Annotated in this window: 12 protein-coding genes; 3 read left to right on the top strand and 9 right to left on the bottom strand. The window is 68.6% G+C overall.

Annotated features, from left to right (window positions below; all coding sequences use genetic code 11):
• Positions 1-18: 18 nt before the first annotated feature.
• The gene (locus ACIRF9_RS02385; RefSeq protein WP_403815017.1) at positions 19-201 is read left to right on the top strand and encodes a DUF397 domain-containing protein; all 183 of its coding nucleotides are present in this window, start codon (positions 19-21) and stop codon (positions 199-201) included.
• Here the strand turns inward: ACIRF9_RS02385 and ACIRF9_RS02380 are convergent, their stop codons facing one another.
• The 3 genes from ACIRF9_RS02380 to ACIRF9_RS02370 all read right to left on the bottom strand — a co-directional run bounded on the left by ACIRF9_RS02380 (position 202) and on the right by ACIRF9_RS02370 (position 8039).
• Positions 202-369: a hypothetical protein gene (locus ACIRF9_RS02380; RefSeq protein ID WP_403815014.1), complete on the bottom strand. Its 168-nt coding sequence runs from the start codon at positions 367-369 to the stop codon at positions 202-204.
• 93 nt (positions 370-462) lie between these two features.
• Positions 463-873 (bottom strand): hypothetical protein, encoded by a 411-nt coding sequence (locus ACIRF9_RS02375; RefSeq protein ID WP_403815011.1) that lies wholly within the window; start codon positions 871-873, stop codon positions 463-465.
• The gene (locus ACIRF9_RS02370; protein WP_403815008.1) at positions 873-8039 is read right to left on the bottom strand and encodes a polymorphic toxin-type HINT domain-containing protein; all 7167 of its coding nucleotides are present in this window, start codon (positions 8037-8039) and stop codon (positions 873-875) included. The genes ACIRF9_RS02375 and ACIRF9_RS02370 overlap by 1 nt, the downstream gene beginning before the upstream one ends.
• Positions 8040-8573: 534 nt before the next feature.
• Between ACIRF9_RS02370 and ACIRF9_RS02365 the strand changes: the two genes are divergently transcribed.
• Positions 8574-12755 carry an FG-GAP-like repeat-containing protein gene (locus ACIRF9_RS02365; protein WP_403815005.1) on the top strand — a complete coding sequence of 1394 codons (4182 nt, stop codon included), beginning with the start codon at positions 8574-8576 and terminating at the stop codon, positions 12753-12755.
• Positions 12756-12981: 226 nt separating this feature from the next.
• On the top strand, positions 12982-13584 hold the full coding sequence (locus tag ACIRF9_RS02360; RefSeq protein WP_403815002.1) for an acyltransferase: 603 nt from the start codon (positions 12982-12984) through the stop codon (positions 13582-13584).
• Between the two features lie 159 nt (positions 13585-13743).
• On the opposite strand, the gene ACIRF9_RS02355 is transcribed toward ACIRF9_RS02360, so the two are convergent.
• The 6 genes from ACIRF9_RS02355 to ACIRF9_RS02330 form a co-directional block, all read right to left on the bottom strand.
• Complete coding sequence (locus tag ACIRF9_RS02355; protein ID WP_403815000.1) at positions 13744-15042, bottom strand: hypothetical protein; 1299 nt, start codon at positions 15040-15042, stop codon at positions 13744-13746.
• Positions 15043-15120: 78 nt separating this feature from the next.
• Positions 15121-16404, bottom strand: coding sequence for a nucleotide sugar dehydrogenase (locus ACIRF9_RS02350; RefSeq protein ID WP_403814997.1), 1284 nt, complete (start codon positions 16402-16404; stop codon positions 15121-15123).
• Between the two features lie 9 nt (positions 16405-16413).
• The gene (locus tag ACIRF9_RS02345) at positions 16414-18057 is read right to left on the bottom strand and encodes a glycosyltransferase family 2 protein (RefSeq protein ID WP_403814994.1); all 1644 of its coding nucleotides are present in this window, start codon (positions 18055-18057) and stop codon (positions 16414-16416) included.
• Positions 18054-19634 carry a glycosyltransferase family 4 protein gene (locus ACIRF9_RS02340; RefSeq protein WP_403814991.1) on the bottom strand — a complete coding sequence of 527 codons (1581 nt, stop codon included), beginning with the start codon at positions 19632-19634 and terminating at the stop codon, positions 18054-18056. Before ACIRF9_RS02340 ends, ACIRF9_RS02345 begins: the two co-directional genes overlap by 4 nt.
• Complete coding sequence (locus tag ACIRF9_RS02335) at positions 19624-20649, bottom strand: Gfo/Idh/MocA family protein (protein WP_403814988.1); 1026 nt, start codon at positions 20647-20649, stop codon at positions 19624-19626. The genes ACIRF9_RS02340 and ACIRF9_RS02335 overlap by 11 nt, the downstream gene beginning before the upstream one ends.
• Positions 20646-21761, bottom strand: a complete 1116-nt coding sequence (locus ACIRF9_RS02330) for a DegT/DnrJ/EryC1/StrS family aminotransferase (RefSeq protein ID WP_403816085.1) — start codon at positions 21759-21761, stop codon at positions 20646-20648. The genes ACIRF9_RS02335 and ACIRF9_RS02330 overlap by 4 nt, the downstream gene beginning before the upstream one ends.
• Between the last annotated feature and the right edge of the window lie 333 nt (positions 21762-22094).

Here is a 22094-nt window from a genome sequence, read left to right as displayed (position 1 = left end):
AGAAAGGTAGGGCCCTCCATGCCCGAACTGCACTGGCAGAAGTCCACGTACAGCCAGGAGGCCTCCGCCTGCATCTGCCTCGCCGCCGCCTCCACCGGAGCCATCCTCCTCCGGGAAAGCGACGAACCTGAGGCCTGCCTGGCCACCGGCAAAGGCCCACTCGCTGCTTTGATAGCCAACCTGCGAACACCGCCGAACTGATCAGCCGGACCGTTTCATCGCGATCCCATTGGCCAGCATCTGACCTGCACTGGCACGCAAGTTTTCAACGCCCGGAAGGCAGACGAAATGGTCGACGCCAACCAAGCACGCACCAACAATATCAAAACGCGCCGCTACGGTCTCGGAAAACAGCACTTCCTCACACACGCCCAGAGCCGTGAGCGCACCAATGAGGCCCTCTACAATGCACCAGTCACCCCCAAAGTCTCAGCCCAATCGAAGCCGAATGAGAGGAAATCATCAGTCAACAAGTCTCAGTTCAACCGAGAACCTGTCGCGAACATCGCGTACGAAATCCTCTGACCCAATGGGGGGAATTTTCCGCCTCCACCAGAATTCCCCGTCCGGCCAAACCACCGGACCATCTTCCACAGCCTCGCGAAATCTTTCATCAACTCGACGAACCTCCCCAGTAAACCACGAGTACTGCTCGAGCAGCTTCATCTCGATGTCATCCATTGCTTTTTGCAGCAGCCCACGGATTGACAGGTCATTGAGATATTCGGCCAAATCGAACTCATATCCGCTCACACATTCCTCAACAAACTCCTCCCACATCCTGATAAATCCTCCAGGTAGGGCAGGATTTACCCACCCCTCAGATCTAGCAATCCACTGAAACCTGTCGGCAAATCCATGCGGTTCAGACATCACCGAAACTGACTCCAGAAGTACTCCACAGGACTACCTTTAGGACGGAAGAAAGTGGATATCGAGCCGGATGAATTCATGTAACCGAAATATCCACTTTGCGGGTCAACCCGGAACATTCCACCGCTCGAACTGGGTAGCGATATCGAACCCTCCGGCCCTGCACCTGACATAAAGTCTCTCGCAGCCTCGCGATACCGCGCGAATCCGCGTGAGCCCCTGAACTCAGGCATGTCAGCGCCCTCCAAAGCGGCAAGCTTACCCTTCTTTCCGGCCTTAATGCCCAGCACATGCTTTGCGTAATGCCGGACCGCCGAATAGCTCGAATTGAAGTCAGGCCTGCGGACCAGTGGGCATGAATTGTGAACCAAGACCGGCACTGAGCCCGCCAGGACATAGTACGTGTGAAGCTGCTCAACGGTGAGGTTGTACATGTCCGCTGCGCCGACCACGACGCGAATTGCGACCACGTAGACATGACCATTGGTGGCAGTGTTGAGCGCATGGCGCAGCGTCAGCTTGGCTGCGGGCACCCATTTGTGGATGGTGTCGTCCCAGAAGGGGTGCCGCGCTGTGGTGTGGAGGACGGAGGTGTGGCCTTTTCCGTCCTCGACGGTGAGGTCGATGAGGTCTTCGTCGTTGTTGACGAATTGGGCGCTGACTGTGCGGGAGCCTTGGTGTTTTCCGGTCTCGGGGTCTGCGGCCGCGACCTTGTCGCCAGGCTTGATCTTGCCGATGGCCTTGGTTGTGCCATCAGCGAGCAGGACGCGCGTGGCGGCAGTGAAGCTGCACTTGCCGGCTCTCGCTACCGCGCCTGCTTCTTCGGCCTCCGCCGCAGTTCCTCGTCCACGGGTGAGTAGAGCCACCGCTACGAAGGCGCTGACGCGGCCGCTGGCGTGGGCGCCGTCGCCCTGCTTGTACTCGGTGTAGATGCTGACGCCGGTGTCCCACATGCCCTCGATGGCAGGAATGCCCTGGGTGGCGATGATGCCTGGCGTGGTGAGTTCGGCACAGCTTCGCCAGCCGTCTCCAAGAAGGCAGTCCCCGACCGTATCGAGGATGCCGAGAGCTTGGTTGACATAGCCGGTGGCCATGTCCGTGGTCTGGTCGACGAGTCCGGAGAGGAAGCCGCCGAGCCCGCTCGGGTGGCTGTTGCCACCGCTGTGGCCGCCGCTCCCGTTGTGGCTGTCGCCTCCGCTTTGATGGGTGCCGGACTTGCTGCTCCCACCGGTATTGGTGGGGGTACTACCCGAGCCGGGGTAGTCATCCATCGCCTTCTTGGTGCCGGCCTCGTCGCCCGGGGTGGAGTTGATGCAGGACGGGCAGTTGCGCGTCGGGCAGTCGGGGCCGGCACACAGTCCGGACGGGTCGCTGTTGGTGATGGGGTTGCTGCGGGCGTAGGCGTAGCCGGCGAGTTGTTGGTCGTCGGTGGCTGCGAAGATCGGGTCGAGGCTGACGAAGCGGCCGAGGGTGGGGTCGTACTGGCGGGCGCCGAGTTGGGTGAGGCCGGTGTTCGCGTTGTCGGGGGCGTTGAGGAAGCCCCGGTTGTCGAGCCAGCTGACCGTGGTGCCGCGGGTGCCGCCGTAGGGCGTGAACTGGCGCCAGGTGGGGGTCTGGGCGGTGTTGTCCAGGTAGAGGCCGCTGGTGCCGTGGGGGTCGCTGATCTCGAACTTGTAGTTGGTGCCGGTGCCGGTGCGGACCACGGTGCCGCCGCCGGGGAGGGGCAGGTAGCGCACGCCGGTGGTGGTGCTGCCGGTGAGGGTGAGCTGCTCGCCGGGCAGGTAGAGGGTGGTGCTGGAAGGGTCGGTCTGGAGCAGGACGTTGCCGTCGGCGTCGTAGATGTAGCTGGTGGTGCCCGTCTTGCCGCCGCTGACCTGGGTGAGCTGCCCGGCGTCGTTCCAGGTCAGGGTCTGGTTGCCCGAGGCGATGGTGGTGCGGCCGGTGGTATTGCCGGCCTTGTCGTAGGCGTAGCTCGTAGTCGCGGTGCTTGCGCCGCTGGCCTGGGTGGAGGCCAGGGCGTGGGGCTGGACCGTGCCGTTGCCGTTGTAGTCGTAGGCGTAGCTGGTGGTGGTGTCGCTGCCGCCGGTGGTGGAGTGCTCGACCTGGTGCTGGCGCTGGCCGAGGGCGTCGAAGTCCCAGCTGGTCCAGTACGCGGTGCCGCCGGCGAGCGGGTCGCCGACCTGGGCGTGGGAACTCTCGGTGGGGGCGGCGTTGCAGTCGTCGGTGGCGGTCCAGGCCTGGGTGAGGCGGTCGAGTTCGTCGTAGTGGTAGCACTGGGTCTCGGAGGCCGCTGTGGCGCCCAGGCGGGTGGTGATCTGCTTGGTGGTGTTGCCGGCGGGGTCGTAGGTGTAGTTCTGTTCGTCGACCTTGGCTGGTGTGGTGGAACGGGTCACCAGCTGGTCTTTGAGTGCTCCGGTGTGCGCGTCGTAGGTGTTGGTGAGGTAGGCCAGGTTGGTGCTCATACCCAGGGTCTCCTGCAGCACCTGGCCGGAGGCGCTGTAGGTGGTGTTCTGGGCGTAGCCGTAAGAGGTGCTGCCCAGTCCGTTGGGCAGGTCCAGGGCTGTGGCATAGGTGTGGCCGATGATCTCGCTGGGGAGGCCGCCGCCGAGGGGGTAGTTGTCGGAGTACAGGAGGCCGGTGTCGGCGCTGTAGGTGTGGCGGAAGGTGTACGTCTTGCCGCCCAGCGCGCCGTGCACGGCCGGGATGGTGACGGACTGGCCGAGGGATTCACCGAAGGCGTTGAAGCCCAGTTGCTGGGTGGTGTACGTGTTGCCCGCGTTGTACGAAGTGGCCGTGGTGGTCCGGCCGATGGGGTTGGTGACACCGGAGACGGCATTGTCGTTGTCGAAGGTCCAGGCCGCCATCTGGTTGCCGCTCGCGCCCGGGGTCTGTGCGGCGACCGTAGAGGCGTACTGGCCCGTCTTGCGGTTCAGAATGTCGTAGGTGTAGGAGACGCTCTTGCCGCGGGAGTCCGTGGTCTGGGTGAGGTTGCCTGCGGCGTCGTAGACCATGCTGGTCGTGCCGGCGTCCGGATCAGTCTTGGACGTCACCTGGCCCAACAGGTTCTGGACGGTGCTCCACGTGCTGCTCTTGGAAGTGACCGTGTTCTGCTTGCCGTGCCCGTCGTAGCCGTAGGTGATCGCGTTGTAGGTGCCGCCGGTGACGGAGAACCGGCCGGTGAAGGTGTTGAGCGGGGTGGCAAGGGTCGGTCGGACGCTGTAGGAGTCGACCTCGGTCGTGCGCCCCAGAGGGTCGGTGCGCGTGGTCTTGACCGTGCCGCCGTCGGGGGGGATGACGGTGGTGGCGTCACCGCTGTAGACCGTGGTGGTGCGCTGCTTGAGCACCGAGTACTGCTCGGAGTCGTCGATGGCCACGCGGCCCAGGCCGTCGAAGGTGTAGCGGTTCTGGTTGGGTACCTGGGAGTCCTGCACCGAGGCCACCGCCAGGGCGGGGAGGGTGGTGGAGTCCCAGTAGGCGTTGTTCTTCTTCCAGACCCAGCCGTGCGAGTCGTAGAACGACTCGGTGATCAGCCGGCCGCCCTGCGGGGTCGGTGTCTGACTCTGCCGGGTACGGCCGAGGGAGTCGACGAGGGTGTAGGAAGTGACGTAGCCCAGGGAGTCGTTCAGCGCCTGGGTGGTGGTGCCGGACTGGCCGGTCTGCGAAACCGTGTAGGTGTACTTTGCGTCAGCGGGGGCGGTGGTGGCCCGGTTGTGCTGCCAGACCTCGGTGATGCGGCCGAGTGCGTCGTAGCGGACTGTGTCGGTGATCCCGTTGGCGTCGGTGGAGGTCAGGGTGAGACCGCGGGTGGGATCGATGGTGGTGCTGGTGCTCTGGTTCTTGGCGTTGGTGACCGACGCGCCGGTGGTCAGGCCGACGCTGTCCACCGTGTAGTTCGTGGTGGTCTTGTTGCCGCCTGCGTCATAGCCGTCCTTGGGGCGGCCGTAGGTGTCGTAGGTGGCCCGGGTCTGGGTCTGCCAGGCGAACGCGCCGCCGCTGTAGCCCGAGGCGTGCCGGGTCATGGTGATCTCGCCCTTGGTGGGCGCGGCTGTCTGCGGGAAGGCGGTGGCGAAGCTGGTGTCGTCGTAGTAGGTCCGGGTCGCGGAGACAACCTGGTCCGGGCGGGAGACGCTGGTGGGCGCGGTGAGGCTGTTGAGGGTTTTCGGCACGGTGGCCGAGCTGTTCTGGGTGAAGCCGGCGCAGGCGACCGAGTCGGTCTCCTTGGAGGCTTCCAGTCCGACCAGGTTGGCGGTCGTGTTGGCCGGGGCGTACGTGATCGAAGTGCACTGGTCGTACTTGGCATCGGCCGGCACCGTGTGGGTGTAGCTGTAGGTCAGCAGCCCGAAGTTGTCGGCCGTGCGGGTGGCCTCGTAGGTGTTGTCGGTCTCCGTGACGCGCCAGGTGGTGGTGCCGTCGCTGGTGATCGCCTGGCGGGTCCAGGTCTCGGCGACAGCGGTGGTTCGGGCGGTCAGATCCGGCAGGCCCGAGCGGGTTCGAGTGGCCGTGGCGGCGGAGACCCAGTACGAGGTCACGGTGGAGTTGTCCACGCTGCCCCCGACCCCGGTGTAGGCGGTGGTCTCAAGCGCATTGCCCGCCAGCTGGTCGCTGTCGGTGTGCACCCCGCCCTGGGAGTCGGTGACGTTCACCGAGCGGCGGCTGGAGGAGGAGAGCCAGTCGTCGTCCATGCCGCGGTAGTACGAGGTGACCGACTTGGTCTGGGGGTCGTTGGCGCCGTCGCCGGTGCGGGTCTCGACGCTTGCGTAGCCGCGGAACTGGCCCCAGGTGCGGTACTTGGCCTTGACGACCTCGTTGTCGTCGTGGTGCCAGGCCGCGCCGCCGTTGTAGATGTAGTTCGTCTGCTTGACCACCGCGCCGCCGGTGCTGTCGGTCTCCAGCACCTGGGTGACGGCGTACTTCTCGAACCAGTCGGTGATCGGGTTGAGGTAGTCCTTGGGCGTCCAGGACACCGGATAACAGGACTTGGTGTTCGTCTTGGGGTCGGCCGAGGCTACGTACGTGGCGGTGCAGGGGTCCGGTGTGTCGTAGGTGACGGAGGTCAGCCCGCCCATCTCGTTGGTGATGCCAGAGATGCGGTAGCGGTACAGGCCGGGAAAGTTGGAGGTGTCGACCCGGTTCTTCAGGTCCACGCCGGCGAACTTCACGTCCGGCAGCGTGATCGGCGAGGCGGAGCCGCCGGCCGTGGTGTCGTCGCCCTCGTGAGTGATGGAGGCCAGCCAGAGCGTGGGCGAGGTGCCGTCCCCGGTGGCCGGCTCCGTCTGGTGCAGGGTGTACGTGTCGACCGCCTGGTACTTGGCGGCCGCCACGTTGTACTGCTGCACCTTGATCGATGCCAGGCGGACGGTGGAGAAGAACGACGGCGCGTGTGCGGGACAGATCGCGCCCGAGACGCAGACCAGGTCATAGGGCACGTCCGGGTACTGGCTGGAGGCGTTGCCCGGCAAGAGCACGTCGCACGAGGCCAGGACACAGCGGGAGGCGGTCGTGAAGACGATCTGGTCGGGGACGGTGCCGTATGCGCCGGTGTCGCGGAAGCCGTAGTCGATCCTGGCCAGGTACGAATCCCGGACGTAGGAGACGTTGCGGGCGCCGTTTTCCTCGCCGTAGTAGTTGGTGTCCTGGGTGTAGTAGTACGCCATGGCGTTGGCGTGCGGGTCCACGACGTAGTCGAGGTGCCACTTGTAGGCCATGGTGCACACCGAGTCGCTGAACCCGGACGACTTGTAGCAGGGGTCGCCGGAGTGCGCGGAGTACACCGGGACGGTGTCCACCGACTTCGTGGTGGCCTTGCCGGAGGACCAGCCGGGCAGCTGGTTGCGCCCGAAGTAGTACTGGGTGCCGTCCCGCTGGGTGACGATCCAGTAGTCCGTGTTGTAGGTACCGGATCCGTTGTTCGAATCTGTGACGTGCTTGACGGTCGAGCCGTTGTCGTCGGCCGGCTTCCACGTCCCGGTGCTGCCGTCCTTCACCAGGGAGGTGGACGAGCCGTTCAGCGACAGGGTGAGTACCGGCCCGTCGTAGCACTTGTCGTCGCTGGACACCGGTGAGGCGCTGCCCCCCGGGTTGTCCGAGCAGGAGGTGAAACTCTGCTCAACGTAGGAGTCGGGTGTGGCCCAGCCGTCGCCCACCCAGGAGGCCTGGGCCTGGGTGGAGGAGGTCTGTCCGTCCACCGAGCCCGAGTCGTAGGCCAGGCCCACCGAGGGGTTGAGCGACCCCGACGAACTCGTCGGCGCGATGGGGTAGCTGTAGGTGAACGAGCCCGACGAGCTGCCGCCCGTCCAGGAGCCGGAGGGCGCCAGGGCGGTCGCGTCGTAGCTGCCGGCTCCCCCGCCTTCCGTGGTGCTGTCGGCGGTCGCCGCCAGCACCATCGTCTCGGCTCCGGTGACAGAAGATGCGGCGTACGAGGCGGGCACGGCGGTTGTACGGCCGGACGCTGAAGCCTGGGAGGGGGGTGTCTGAGGCTGGGAGCCCTGAAGTGTCAGGGTGGTGGCCAACTCCTGCGCCGAACGGTCCTGCTCAGTGGCCAGAGGGGTCTGGGTGCGGCAGGCGGCTCGCTTCGGCGTGGTCAGTGCACAGGCGGGAAGCTTGACCAGATGGAGGCGGTCGGCGTAATTACCGCCGTAGGCTCCCGCGAAGGCGCTGTAGTCCAGGCCCAGTTGCACCTTGCCCCGGCCACCTGTCGCGGGCTGCACAGCGAGAACGACGCCGGACACGCCGAGCTTGGTGGCGTCCTGGTGCGGCAGCACGCGTACAGAGACCTTGTTCGGTCCCTGGTACGAGTCCTTGGCCGAGCCCACCGAGCGGGCCCACACCGGCGTACCGGCTGCCGACGCCTTGGCTCCCTGCTTCGCACCCGTCTTCGGGGCGGCCAGCGTGACCGTACCGGTCGCGGCGGCCGGCCAGTGGGCTTTCGCCGCACGGAAGACCTTCTTGGTCTGGTCCTTGACCGTGAGCTTGCGGGGAGTGAGGGTCGTGACCCCCTTGACCGACCGGGTCTGCTGCACTGCCGGGGCACCGGCACGGTCCTTGGTCGCAGCGGCCGCCGGGACCGCGGTAGGCACGGCCAGAGTCAGCGCCACCACAGCACCGACGATCCGTTCCCGCGCGCCGATCTGACGCGCAGTCCGTCTCAGCCACTCTGTCCTGGCCATGATCGATCCCCCCAACTCGCCCCGCATGCAGGCACAACGGCACCGCGGCTTGATCAAGCCGCAGCTGCGCGGGCGACTATCGCAGAAGATGCGAGCCACGGGACAGTGACCAATTCCGACAACTGTTCACATCCGGACACCAAGAATTCACAAAACTTCACTCTCGACTCGGACATGTACGGTCATCCGCGCATCAATCAGGTCTGCCACAGACAGCGAAAAGCCGGTCCACTGGAGCACCGATCGACATGACCGGTCCTGTCCGACCTGACCTGGGGGTATCCAAAGGTGAGACCGACCCTGCGCAGCAGGATGCTGAGTGCGGCGCTTGCTGCCGCGCTGAGCGCGCTGTCCCTCTCCGCTGCGGTGACAACCGCCCGCGCTGATACCGCATCTGAGACTTCGTCACCGCAACTGCCTCTGGACGAGGCGCGGGCCTCGGCCCGGGCTCAGGCCACCGGCAAGGCAGTTGCCGTGGACGCGGCGAGCACGTCGACAGAGTCGGAAATCGCCAATCCGGACGGCACATTCACCTTGACCCAGTCGGTCGCCCCAGTACGCAAGTACGAGTCCGGAGACTGGAAGACGCTGGACGCCACCCTGGTCCGGCACGACGACGGCACCATCGCCCCAGCCCTGACCACCGTGGATCTCACCCTGTCAGGAGGCGGGAACGGGCCGCTGGCAGTGATGAAGGACCACGGCCGCTCACTGTCCCTGACCGTGCCGACCTCGATCGGCGCACTGCCGGCCCCGACCCTGGACGGCTCCAGCGCCACCTACCCCGACGTCCTGGACGGGGTAGACCTGAAAGTCACCGCAGATACCCAGGGCGGCTTCTCCGAGGTCCTCGTCGTCAAGAACGCCGACGCGGCCGCCGACCCGGCCCTGGACACGCTGGCCTTCCCCGCCGAGACGAAGAACGTGGCGCTGTCCACGGACGAAGCGGGCAATATCACGGCCATGGACGACGCCAAGCGCACAGTCTTCTCCGCCCCGGCGCCGCTGATGTGGGACTCCGCCACCACGAAGACGGCCGCCCCGATCGCGCGCTCCTCCGGAAAGCAGGCGCTCTCCGCCACCGGCAAGCAAGCCGCCTCCGACACCGGCGAGCCGGTAGCCTCCTCCGCCAACAAGCCCGGCGCGGGAGCGCACATCGCGCCGGTCGCAGCGTCCTACACCTCCGGCCACATCCGCCTGACCCCGGACCAGGATCTGCTGACCGCCTCCTCCACCGTCTACCCGGTCTACATCGACCCGACCTACAGCGCCGCAGGCGGCACGCTCACCAGCTGGACCTGGGTCAACTCCGCCTACCCGGACGTCAGCTACTGGAAGGACACCAGCGCCACCGGGCTGCACGTGGGCTACCAGGGCTGGGAGACCCCGTACCACAAGTCGCGGGCGTTCGCGAAGCTCTCGGTGGACAGCCGGATCTTCGGCGCGACGATCATCGACTCGAACTTCTACGCCACCGAGACCTACGCGCCTTCGTGCACCGCGACGGCGGTGGAACTCTGGCAGACCGACTCGATCGACTCCGGCACCACCTGGAACGACCAGCCCGCCTGGAAGTCCCAGTGGGGCACGAAGACCGTGGCCTACGGCTACTCCCCTTCCTGCCCCGCGAAGTCGCTCGGCTTCGACGTCACCTCCCACATGCAGGACATCGCCGACGCCGGGGATCTGAGTAACGTCACCCTGGGGCTGCGGGCCGACGACGAACTCGACAAGTACGGGTGGAAGAAGTTCGACCACGCCACCATCTCCATGTCCACCACGTACGACCACAAGCCGAACAAGCCCTCGTCGCTGGTCACCTCACCGGCCACCACCTGCACCAGCACCATCAAGACCACCGGTGACGGCGACGTGATGCTCTACGCGAAGGTCTCCGATCCCGACGGCGGCACCCTGTCCAACACCTTCAACGTCACCAAGACGTCCGGCGGCGCACAGATCGCCAAACCCACCGTTTCCGCCGCATCCGGAAAGAACGCCGCCTACACACTGAAGAAGTCGGTGCTGGAGGCCGCAGCCGGCGGCTCAGTCCTTGGCGTGTCGTGGAACGTGACCTCCTCCGACGGCACCTATTCCTCGGCGGCGTCGTCCACCTGCAAATTCAAGTTCGACCCCAGCAGGCCCGGTGCCCCGGTCATCACCGACGCCTCCTCAAACGACTGCGGCGACGACGCCAGCAGCACCACCTACCAGGTCGGCAACGCTGCCGGCTTCACCCTCGCACCCAACGCCTCAGGCGGCACCACCGCCAGCTACGTCTACCAGCTCAATGGCGCCACCCCCGTCTCCGTGGCCAGCGCCGGTGCCAGTACATCCATCAGCGTCACCCCCACCCGGGGGACAAACGTACTGACCGTCACCGCGGTCTCGTCCGGCGGCAACATCGGCGACACCGTGAACTGCATCCTCATCGCCGCGCCCGCTGCCACCGCCACCGACGGCGACCTGACCGGCGACGACCTGCCCGACCTGACCGCCGTGGGCGCCCAGGCGGGCCTGGCCAGCGGGCTGTGGCTGGCCCACGGCACGACAGACGGACAGCTCACCACCAGCGCCACCAACCTGGGGGCTGCCGGCACCGGTGTCAATTCCGCGGGTTCACCGACCGACTGGAACGGCACCCAGGCCATCACCGGACACTTCAACAGCGGCGCCGGCTTCAACGACATCCTGGACTACGATCCCGCGACCGGCCGCGGCGCGGTGCTGTTCGGCAGCGGTGACGGCTCCCTGCTGCGCCCCTTCAGCGGCGATCAGGTCAACGTCAACGGCACCGCCTTCACCGACGGCAACGGCAACAGAGCCACCAGTGTCGCGAGCGGGGGCGGCCTCTACAACACCCTCAACGGCGAACCCGTCACCGGCTACCCCGACCTGCTCGTAATCGTGGGCGGGCAACTGTGGGACGAGCCAGGTGCCCCCACCCCGGGATACTTCGTTGGCGTCGACAACGCGCTGCCACTGACCGGCACCAACCCCACCGGCTCCGGTGACTGGGCCGGCTGGAGCATCGCCTCCAGTCTCATCGACGGACTGCCCGCGCTCTTCGCCCGCAACACCAGCACCGGCGCGCTCTACTACTACACCCCGCAACAGCTCCAGGACCTCGCCTACGGCAGCACGGTCACTCCGGTGCAGCTCGCGAGCAGCGGCTACAGCTCCGCAGCCCTGCCCGTCGTCCAGGCAGCCGACCTCGACAGCAACGGCACCCCGGACCTGCGCACCGTCTCCGCCGACGGAACCAGCACCACCCGGATCTTCAACGCGACCGCCAACACCCTGACCGCCCAGACCGCCCAGACCCTCATCGCCCCCAGCCACACCTGGCCGCTCAACGACGGCACCGAGGGCACCGCGGCCACCGCCGCCGACACCTCCGCCGACCTGAGCCTCACCGGCGGTTCCGCAGCCACCTGGGACACCGACGACAACGTCTCCTTCCCCTCCAACCTCGCGCTGGACGGCACCGCCGCCAGCTCGATGACCTCCAGCGCGGCACTGTCGCTGTCGAGCCCCTTCACCCTGTCCACCTGGGTCAAACCCGCCGCCGTAGGCGGCGTCATCGCCTCCCAGGACGGCGTCCACAACTCCGGCTTCCTGCTCTACACCCAGTCCAACAAGGAATGGGCGTTCTGCCTCGCCACCTCCGACGCCACCCGCGCCTACGACTGCATCGCCGGCGGCACCGCCATCATCGGCCAGTGGACCCACCTGACCATCACCTACGACCCGACCACCAAGGCCATGACGCTGTACGTGGACGACCGGCCAGTGGCCCGCGGCTCCCACACCGCGATCTCCGGCTTCACCGGAAACTTCACCCTGGGCAACGACCTGGCCAACGACGTCCGCGCCGCCTTCTTCCGCGGCAGCCTCGCGGACGTACAGGTCTGGAACGGGGCGGCTCTCACCAGGAACCAGGTCGCGATCATGGCCAACGTCACCCTCCCCAAGGCTCCGTTCACCTTCGCCGACGTGGCCGACTACAACGGCGACGGCAAGGTGGATGTGGTCGCCGCCGACGCCACCGGCAGCCTGTGGCTCTACCCCGGCAACGGCAGCGGCGGCTGGTCGACCTCGTCCGTGTACATCGGCTCCGGCTTCTCCGGATACACCTTCGCCGGGATCAGCGACTTCAACATGGACGGCTACGCCGACATCATCGCCATGGCACCCGGTGGCACCCTGCGCCTGTTCCCCGGCGACGTCGGGCACGACCTGCTCACCCCGGTCAGCGACTTCCCCAGCGGCTGGACCGGCTACGCCTTCGCGGGCGTCGCCGACTTCAACCGTGACGGCAAACCCGATCTGATCGGCCGCCACCCCGACGGCAACCTGTGGCTCTACCCCGGCAACGGCAGCAACGGCTTCGGCACCCGCAGCCAGATCGGCAACGGCTGGACCCCCTACACATTCGCCGGCATCGGCGACCTCAACAGCGACACCAACCCCGACGTCATTGCCCGCGATGCCAGCGGCGACCTGTGGCTCTACCCCGGCAACGGCAGCAACGGCTTCGGCACCCGCAGCCAGATCGGCAGCGGCTGGACCCCCTACACATTCGCCGGCATCGGCGATTTCAACAGCGACGGCAATCCCGACGTCATTGCCCGCGATGCCAGCGGCGACCTGTGGCTCTACCCCCGCACCGCCACCGCCTTCAGCACCCGGCAAAATATCGGCTACGGCTGGTAGCCCGTATCTCTCCGGGGCCGCCGAGCCCTCGCGACAGGGCCTCGGCGGCCCCGCGCCATGCTCGTGGCGTGATCCTCAGCACGAAGAAGGTCATCTTCAGCCCCGCGAACCAGGGCACCACCGACGGGCACTGACCACGGTGCTTGCCAGCAGGCCGCCCGCCCCGGGCGGGTGTCCCCTCCCCGTATGCTCGCCGGACGAAGGACGTACACCGGAAGGCAGAGAAGTGAACTACAGGGTCCAGCCCAGCGCCCAGGTCGACGAGAGTGCCGAGATCGGCGCCGGCAGCAGCGTCTGGGACCTCGCGCAGATCCGTGAGGGCGCCCGCCTCGGCGAGGGGTGTGTGATCGGCCGCGGCGCGTACGTCGGCTCCGGCGTGCACATGGGTGACAACTGCAAGCTGCAGAACTACGCACTCGTCTACGAGCCGGCCGAGCTGGGCAGCGGTGTCTTCATCGGTCCGGCCGTGGTCCTCACCAACGACCACAACCCGCGTTCCGTGGACCCCGACGGCAAGCAGAAGCGCGGCGGCGACTGGGAAGCCGTCGGCGTGAAGATCCTCGACGGCGCCTCGATCGGGGCGCGTTCGGTGTGCGTCGCGCCGATCACCATCGGCCGCTGGGCGATGGTCGCCGCGGGCGCCGTCGTCACCAAGGACGTCCCCGACTTCGCCCTCGTGGTGGGCGTCCCCGCCCGCCGGATCGGCTGGGTCGGCCGCGCCGGCGTCCGCCTGACGGAGCGCGAGGGCGAGAGCGGCGTGTGGGAGTGCCCGAAGACCGGCGAGCTGTACGACGAGAAGGACGGCGTCCTCACCGAGCGCGCGGTCTGAGCGGCGGTACACCCACCCGGCCGAGCCAGGCCCAGCCCCGGCTGCCGTACGGGCCGCCCCGCCCGGCGGTACTCCGCGCCGCGACGGACGTGGCGCGGGGTCCTTGCGCCTCGACAGACGTGGCACGAGATGCCCGTCGGCCGCCACGCCCGCGGGCCCTCACCCTGCCGGGCGCGGCGCCGGCCGCTCGGGCAGCGGGCGCCAGGCCCAGTGGCGGTCCACGGCCAGCGGCAGGCCCAGGACGACCGGCATCCACATCAGGACGCCGAGGCGGTCCGCCTCCTGGACGAGCGGATGGTCGGTGACCACGAACGCCCCGGTGAGCGCGGTCGCCGCGACCAGCCAGCCGAGCCCCTCGCCGTACCGGGACAGTGCCCAGACCGCGAGGGCCGTCAGGGCCAGGAAGTAGGGGAGCCCGGCCTGCTGGGCGGCCCAGTCCCGCCAGAACCGGCCTGCGAGGCCCAGCAGCTCGCCCCAGGGGTCGGCCACCTCGGGCAGCCGGAAGTGGTGGGTGAAGGTGTCCTGGAGAGTCACCTGCGAGGACGGCAGCGCCAGCGCCTTCATCGCCACGGCCACCGCGGCCGCGGCGACCGCCGACACCCCCGCCAGGACGACCGTGCCCCGGTGCCGCAGCGGGCGTGAGAAGCACAGGGCGCCGGTCGCGGCCGCCGCCACGAACGCGGCCAGGACCAGGACCGACGAATAGCGGGTGAAGGCGCCCACCCCGTACGCCAGCGCGGTGACGGCGGCCGCCGTCGGCAGGGAGCGGCGGCGCAGCAGCATCAGGCCGCCCCACAGCGCGCCGAGCGTGCACACCGTGAACAGCCCCTCGCTCAGCGCCTGGTCGCTCCACCAGCCGAGCGGGCAGGCGAGGAAGATCACTTGCCCGGTGAGCGCCGCCGACCGGCTCAACCCGGCCCCGCGTCGCAACATCCCGAAGACCAGCAGCGAGCCCCCCAGGGCCGTGAGCAGACCGAGCAGCCGCATGCCGTCGAGCACACCGAAGGCGCCGACGAACGGCGCCGCGAGCAGCGGATAGGCGGGCCGGGCGGCGAAGATGGCCTGGTAGCGGGGGTCCGCCGTGGTGATGTCCCGCGCCTTCGCCCAGTGCTTCCAGCACTTGCGGTCGGCAGCGGTCTCCAGCGCGCGCTCGCTCCTGCGGTTCGTCGGCTGGAGCCGTGCCTCGTGCGCCTCGCGGCGGGCCCGGCTGGTGCAGTACGCCGCCAGCGCGGTGCGGTGGGCCTCCTCGCGGGAGGCGCCCAGGTACTGCTCGGCGGCGCGGGCGTACCGGTAGGAGTCGGGGAAGAGCGTCCACTGGGGGCCGGCGGCAAGCTGGAGGACGGCGTACACGACACAGACCAGCAGGGGGAGGGCGGCTCTCAGTCGGCGCGGGCGGGTGAGGATGCGCGCCGTGGCCGGCGCGGTGCGGACGTCCGACACGTAAGGATCCCCCGACATGGGACGGGCACCCCCGGCAGAGAAGGAGAACGGCCCCGGCCGACTGGCCAGGGCCGCATCCTACGACGGTCGGCTGTGTCAGCCCCCGATGACCACCCGACGCACACCCTTCCAAGCCTCCGGGTCCGTCGTACGACGCCCGTCGACGAGGACCGTGACGTCCGGCAGGTCGGCCGGGGTCAGGGTGCGGTACTCGGCGTGGTCGGCCTGGAGGATCGCCGCGGTGACCTTCTCACCGGCGTGCGGGGTGAGGCCGTGCGCGGCCAGTTCCCCGGCCGTGTACATCGGGTCGGAGACGAACGGGACGGCCCCGCGCGCCTTCAGCGCCTCGACGGTCGGGAAGACGCCCGAGAAAGCCGTCTCCTTCACGCCACCGCGGTAGGCGGCGCCCAGGACGAGGACGTTCACGCCCGTCAGGTCGCCGTAGGCCGCGGCCAGCAGGTCCACCGCGTACTCCGGCATCGCGGCGTTCGCCTCACGGGCGGAACGCACGACGGTCGCGGACGGGTCGTTCCACAGGTACATCCGCGGGTAGATCGGGATGCAGTGGCCACCGACCGCGATGCCCGGCTGGTGGATGTGGCTGTACGGCTGCGAGTTGCAGGCCTCGATGACCTTCTTGACGTCGATGTTGTTCTGGTCGGCGAAGCGCGCGAACTGGTTCGCCAGACCGATGTTGACGTCCCGGTAGGTCGTCTCGGCCAGCTTGGCCAGCTCGGACGCCTCGGCGGTGCCCAGGTCCCACACGCCGTTGGCCCGCGGCAGGTCGGCGCGCTCGTCGAAGTCGAGGACCTGCTCGTAGAACTCCACGCCACGGGCGGTCGACGCCTCGTCGATGCCGCCGACCAGCTTGGGGTAGCGGCGCAGGTCGGCGAAGACCCGGCCGGTGAGGACCCGCTCCGGGGAGAAGACGAGGTGGAAGTCCTCGCCCGCGGTCAGGCCCGAGCCCTCGGCGAGCATCGGCGCCCAGCGGGTGCGGGTGGTGCCGACCGGGAGGGTCGTCTCGTACGAGACCAGCGTGCCGGGCTTGAGGCCCTGGGCGATCGCCTTCGTCGCGGAGTCCATCCAGCCGAAGTCCGGCGTGCCCTCGGCGTCCACGAACAGCGGGACGACCACGACGACGGCCTCGGACTCGGCGACCGCGGACGCGGTGTCCGTGGTCGCGCTCAGCAGACCGGCGTCGACGGCCTGCTTCAGCTTGACGTCCAGGTCGTGCTCACCGGGGAACGGCTCGACACCGGCGTTGACCAGCTCGACGACCTTCTCGTTGACGTCCGCGCCGATGACCCGGTGGCCCTTGGAGGCGAACTGCACCGCCAGCGGGAGCCCGATCTTGCCGAGCGCTACTACACAGATGTTCATGGAGGGTCGCTACTTCTTCCTTTTGGAACGGGACTTGAGATTCCGGACAAGGCCCCCCAGCGCCCGCCGGACGACAGTCCTCTTCGGGGGGTACATCTGGGCCGTGTCGATCACCACGCGCCCCTTGGGGTTGACCATCGCCGACGCCCGGTACGGGTCGTCGTCCCGGCCCCACTTGCGGGCCAGCGGCATGGGCAGCCCCTTGCCGCGCACGGGGATCTCGTACGTCGATCCGGCCACGTCCACGTACACGCGCACGCCCCGCTTGCCGGTGACCGGCTCCAGCGGGACCCGGGCGTGCAGCACGCTGGCGGCGCCGTCCGCGGCCGGCTCCACCCTCATCTCGCCCACCAGGGGGGCGAGTTCGTGCTCGGCCTTCAGCCGGCGCGCGCCCGGCTTGTCCGCGGACTTGGGCATCGCGCCCTTGATCAGGCGCAGGGCCGCGCCGTCGACGTCGCCGAGGACCGGCACCCGTACGGACGCCGTGTAGGTGAGCGCCTCGCCCTGCTGCTCCCAGGCGGAGGCCAGCAGCTCGGTGCCCGTGGCGAGGCGGCCGGGAACGGCCTCCCCGACCAGCTCGTAGACCCGGTCGGGCACGCCGATACGGGGGTCGCGGAAGCCCGGGTAGCGGGCGTAGGCACGCTCGCCCTCGACGACGAACGGGGGCGCCCCGTGCTCCTTCTCCGAGGAGATCGCCTCGGCCAGCTCGTCGATGGCGACGGCCTGCGCCAGCGCGATCCGCACCCGGCGCTTGACGTCCATGGCGTCCCGGATGCCGTCGGTGAAGTACGTGTCGGCGAGCCGGCCGATGCCCGAGCAGAGCTGCCGCTGCAGCTCCCGGTCCAGGGACGGGAAGTCGTCCTGGACCAGCTTGGCCAGCTCCCAGGTGAAGTGCCGGCGCAGCACCGCGTCGCGCTTCGGGCCCTCCTCGACCAGACCGGCCGTGAACTCCACGATCTCGGCCGCCGCCCGCAGCCGCGCCAGATGGTCGGCGCGGTAGGTGATGTTGCTGGCGTCGCCGCGCTTGACCGCGTAGTAGCAGGTGTAGTCGGCCACCACCGAGATCTTCCGGGCGCGCACGCACGCCTCGATGGTGAACGGCTGGTCGCTGCCCACGGGCAGGTGCTCCGGGAAGCGCAGGTGGTACTTCTCCACCATGTCCCGCCGGAACAGCTTGGTGTTGGCGAGCGTGAACGGCAGCGCCGAGTCGTACAGGCTGACGTCCGCGACGTTCTCCTTGTACAGCGCCTGGTGCACGTACCGGCCGTTGGTGCCGACCATCTTGCCGACGACGACGTCCGAGTCGTTCTCGTCGGCGCACTTCACCATGCGCTCCAGCGCCTCCTCGCCGAGGTAGTCGTCGGAGCCGATGAAGTAGACGTAACGGCCGGTGGCCACGTCCAGCGCGCGGTTGCTGGGCGCGGCCGGGCCGCCGGAGTTCGGCTGGTGGATCACCTTGACGGTGTCCGGGTACAGCGCCGCGAACCGGTCCAGCTCGCGGCCGCTGTCGTCCGTGGAGCCGTCGTCGACCGCGACGACCTCCAGGCGCTCTCGGCCGATGCTCTGCCCGACCAGGGAGTTCAGACACTCCGTCAGGTAGGGCATCGTGTTGTACACCGCGACGACGACGCTGACGTCCGGTGTGCCGCTCATGCTCCCGCCTCCACCGGTCTGCGCTCGGCCGCCGGGCGGACCGCGCTGCCGGGAACCAGCCGGGTGTAGACCTTGTCGAGCAGCTCGGCCTGGGCCTCCCAGGTCCACTCGTCGAGCAGTCCGTCCCGGTCGTACACGCCCCGGTAGCGGTCCGCGTCACCGAGCACCGACTTGACCGCGCGCACGTAGTCCTCGACGTCCTCGGCCTTGAAGACCTCGCCCTGGCCGGTGCGCTGGACCATCTCGCCCATCGTCTTCACATCGGAGACGATCAGCGGCAGCCGGGCGTGCGAGTACTCGAAGAACTTGGTGATGAGCGCGATCTCGTGGTTCGGCCAGTGGTGGATCGGGATGACCCCGAGGTCCGCCGCCGCCAGGAAGCGCACCACCTGGTAGTGCGGCACGTACGGCAGGATGTGCAGCCGGTCGGAGACGCCCAGTTCCTCGGCGCGCTCGCGCAGGCTCCGCATGTACTCGGACTCGGTGTTGAGCACGACGAACGCGGTGTGCACGTCCGACAGCTGCGGCAGCGACTCGACCATGATGTCGAGGCCGCGCTGCGGGGCGGCGGCACCGCTGTACACGGTCAGCGGCACGTCGAGGCCGATACCGCACAGCTCGCGCAGGTCCGGGACCGGCTCGGCGGCCTGCTCCGGGGAGATCTCCGCGTCGGGCGCGTTGAGCACCACGGACGGGCGCTCCTTGAGGTTGTGCCGCTCCTGGAGCATCCCGGCGAGCGTGTCGGACACCGTGGTGACGGCGTCGGCGAAGCGCGAGTACTCCAGCTCGTGCGCGCACTGCGCCTTGTGCCAGCGCGGGTGGGAGTTCCACGGCTTGATGCCGGGCAGGAACTCGTGCGCGTCCCACACCAGCTTCACCTTGCGGCCGCGGGCCCGGGCGCGCAGGGTGGCGCGGGCGCCGACGCCCAGCATGCGGAAGTCGTTGGCGTGGATCAGGTCCGGGTCGAGCTCGTCGATGACCTTGCCGTACGCCAGCTCCAGGTCCCACAGGTGCGGGTCGAGCCTGCGCCAGCTGCGGGTGCCCATGGTCCTGTGCCAGAACGCGGTGGTGAACCGGTCCAGCGGACCTTCCATCTCCTTGCGGCTCTTCTCCAGCTTGGCGGTCTTGCGCGCCCGCAGGTTCACCCAGTTCTGCACGAACCGGGACGCCAGCCGCGGCAGCACCAGGCGCAGCTTGGTGAGGAACGAGCCCTCCTGCTGGGCGAGGATCAGCCGGATGTTGAGATCGGCACGCCACGCCTTGATCTTCTGCCGGCGGTACGCGGCCAGCGGCCCCGGCTTGTACGCCAGCGGCGAACGCAGCACGGCCCGGCGGTACTCATGGCGGCGACGGTGCATCGGACCCGGCACCGGCAGCAGACGCACCTGCGCCTTGCCGATCTCCCAGGTCGTCTCCGACTTCCCCTTGCCCTTGCCGAGCAGGATCACGTCCCACCCGGCCTCGGCGGCCGAGCGTGCTTCCTTCTGCACGCGCGAGTCGCCGTTCACCCCGTTGTCGACGAGCATGACGATGCGGCCACGCACCGTCGACTCCGCCGACGTGTTCTCAGCTGCCATGAGTTGCCAGGTCCTCCACCTGAAGGGAAACGCTGCGGTTCTGTGTAGCCGACTCCAGCACGGCGGCCGCCACCTGAACAGTGCGCATTCCCTGGCGCAGGGTGCAGATGTCGGCGTCCTTGCCGAGCACCGCGTCCCGGAACAGTTCGTGCTCCACCAGCAGCGGCTCACGCTTGGGGATGGCGTACCGGATCATGTCGCCCTCGGACACCCCGCGGAAGGCCTGGAGCGCCTCCCACTCCGTGGTCACGGCGGCGTTGGAGTGGAACGTCAGGTCGGCGGTGAGGGTGTCGGCGATGAAGCAGCCGCGCTCACCGGTGACCGACGTGAAGCGCTCCTTGAGCGGGCTCAGCCAGTTCACCAGGTGGTTGACCATGGTGCCGTCGTCCAGGCGGCCCACCGCGGAGACCATGTCCTCGTGGACGCGGCCGCTCTTGGAGACGGTGTGGGCGGCGATGGACACGTACTCGCGTCCGGTCACCCAGCCGGTGAGGTCGATGTCGTGGGTCGCGAGGTCCTTGACCACGCCGACGTCCGCTATGCGGTGCGGGAAGGGGCCCTGACGGCGGGTCACGACCTGGTAGACGTCACCCAGTTCGCCGGCCTCCAGCCGGGCGCGCAGCGAGCGCAGCGCCGGGTTGCACCGCTCGATGTGACCGACACCGGCCACCAGACCGCGCGACTCGAACGCCTCGACGAGACGGCGGGCGCCGTCCACGGACTCCGCGACCGGCTTCTCGATGAGCGCGCACACCCCGGCCTCGGCGAGCGCCAGGCCGACCTCCTCGTGGAGGTGGGTGGGGCAGGCCACGACCGCGTAGTCGACGCCGAGGGCGATGAGCTCCTCGACGGTGTTCAGGATCGGCGCGCCCTGGGCGGCGCCGAACTTGTCGCCCATCGGGTCGACGACGCCGACCAGGTCGACGCCCTCCAGACCGGACAGGACCCGGGCGTGGTGACGCCCCATGGAACCGAGGCCGACGAGTCCCGCGCGCAGCGGCTTCCCGGTGCTCACAGCTGCCCCTCCAGCGCGTTCACGGCGGCGACGATGCGCTCGAGGTCGGATCCGGACAGCGCCGGGTGGACGGGCAGCGACACGACCTCGGCGGCGGCGCGCTCCGTCTCGGGCAGGTCCCAGGTGCGGCCGGCCTTCTGGTCCGGCTCCCAGTACGGCTTCAGCCGGTGGATGGGGGTCGGGTAGTACACGGCGTTGCCGACGCCGGCCTCGGTCAGCTTCGCCATGGCGGCGTCGCGGTCGCCCCGGATGCGCACGGTGTACTGGTGGTAGATGTGCCGGGCGCCCTCGGCGACCTTCGGCGTGACCACGTTCGACGCGGTGATGTGCTCGGTGAGGTACGCGGCGTTGGCGATGCGCTGCTCGGTCCAGGCGGGGAGCTTGCCGCGCTGCACACGGCCGATCGCGGCGGAGACGTCCGTCATGCGCACGTTGGCGCCGACGATCTCGTTGGCGTAGCGCTGCTCCATGCCCTGGTTGCGCAGCAGGCGCAGGGTGCGGGCGATCTCGGCGTCACCCGTGGAGATCATGCCGCCCTCGAGGCTGTGCATGTTCTTGGTCGGGTAGAAGCTGAAGGTGCCCGCGGCACCGAAGGCGCCGACCGGGGTGCCGTTCAGGGCGGCCGCGTGGGCCTGGCAGGCGTCCTCGACGACGGCGAGGCCGTGCTGCTCGGCGATCGCCATGATCCTGTCCATGGCGGCGGGGTGGCCGTACAGGTGGACCGGCATGATCGCGGCGGTGCGCGGCGTGATGGCCGCCTCGACCGCGGCGGGGTCCAGACAGAAGGTGTCGGCGTCGATGTCGGCGAAGACCACGTCGGCGCCGACCAGCCGCACCGCGTTGGCGGAGGCGGCGAAGGAGAACGACGGGACGATGACCTCGTCGCCCGGGCCGAGGCCGAGGGCCATCAGCGAAAGGTGCAGGGCGGAGGTGCCGGAGTTGACCGCGACACAGTGGCGCCCGTCGACCAGCTCCGAGAACTCCTCCTCGAAAGCCGCCACCTCGGGACCCTGGACGACCCGGCCACTGCGCAGAACGCGCACCGCGGCCTCGATCTCCTCCTCGTCGATCACGGGTCTGGCGGCCGGTATGAACTCATGGGCGTCGGTCATCGACATCCCCTCCTCTACGGCGACCTCTAAGGCGCACCACGTCATGCGGTCGGGAAGGGCCATGTCGATGCTCAGCACGGCCGCATCCCTGGTTGTCCACCGACGCCTGTAGGCGGATGGACGGCTTGTACACAGGACCCCGCCCCCCGAGGGTTCCTTGCGGGAAGTCAGCCGTACCCGGTACGGGACCGGATGTGCTCATCGGCTGCGGTCACGGTGTGCATGTCTTTGGCCACCGGGACCAGACTGCACGTTACCAGCACGCGGACGGCAATTTTCCCCAGCGTTACCACAGAGAAACCACCGCCCTGGGTGCCCTCGATCACAAGCAAG

It is taken from the genome of Streptomyces sp. NPDC096132, assembly GCF_044763345.1.
Classification (GTDB): domain Bacteria; phylum Actinomycetota; class Actinomycetes; order Streptomycetales; family Streptomycetaceae; genus Streptomyces.
Note: the sequence above shows the minus strand (reverse complement) of the source record. Positions and strands in the feature narration are given on the sequence as shown.

Bases quoted from the DNA above. Each gene is read 5' to 3' on its own strand.
- ACIRF9_RS02330 (WP_403816085.1), bottom strand. From the start codon at position 21,761: ATGACCGACGCCCATGAGTTCATACCGGCCGCCAGACCCGTGATCGAC.
- ACIRF9_RS02375 (WP_403815011.1), bottom strand. From the start codon at position 873: ATGTCTGAACCGCATGGATTTGCCGACAGGTTTCAGTGGATTGCTAGA.
- ACIRF9_RS02345 (WP_403814994.1), bottom strand. From the start codon at position 18,057: ATGAGCGGCACACCGGACGTCAGCGTCGTCGTCGCGGTGTACAACACG.
- ACIRF9_RS02355 (WP_403815000.1), bottom strand. From the start codon at position 15,042: ATGTCGGGGGATCCTTACGTGTCGGACGTCCGCACCGCGCCGGCCACG.
- ACIRF9_RS02385 (WP_403815017.1), top strand. From the start codon at position 19: ATGCCCGAACTGCACTGGCAGAAGTCCACGTACAGCCAGGAGGCCTCC.
- ACIRF9_RS02340 (WP_403814991.1), bottom strand. From the start codon at position 19,634: ATGGCAGCTGAGAACACGTCGGCGGAGTCGACGGTGCGTGGCCGCATC.
- ACIRF9_RS02370 (WP_403815008.1), bottom strand. From the start codon at position 8,039: ATGGCCAGGACAGAGTGGCTGAGACGGACTGCGCGTCAGATCGGCGCG.
- ACIRF9_RS02350 (WP_403814997.1), bottom strand. From the start codon at position 16,404: ATGAACATCTGTGTAGTAGCGCTCGGCAAGATCGGGCTCCCGCTGGCG.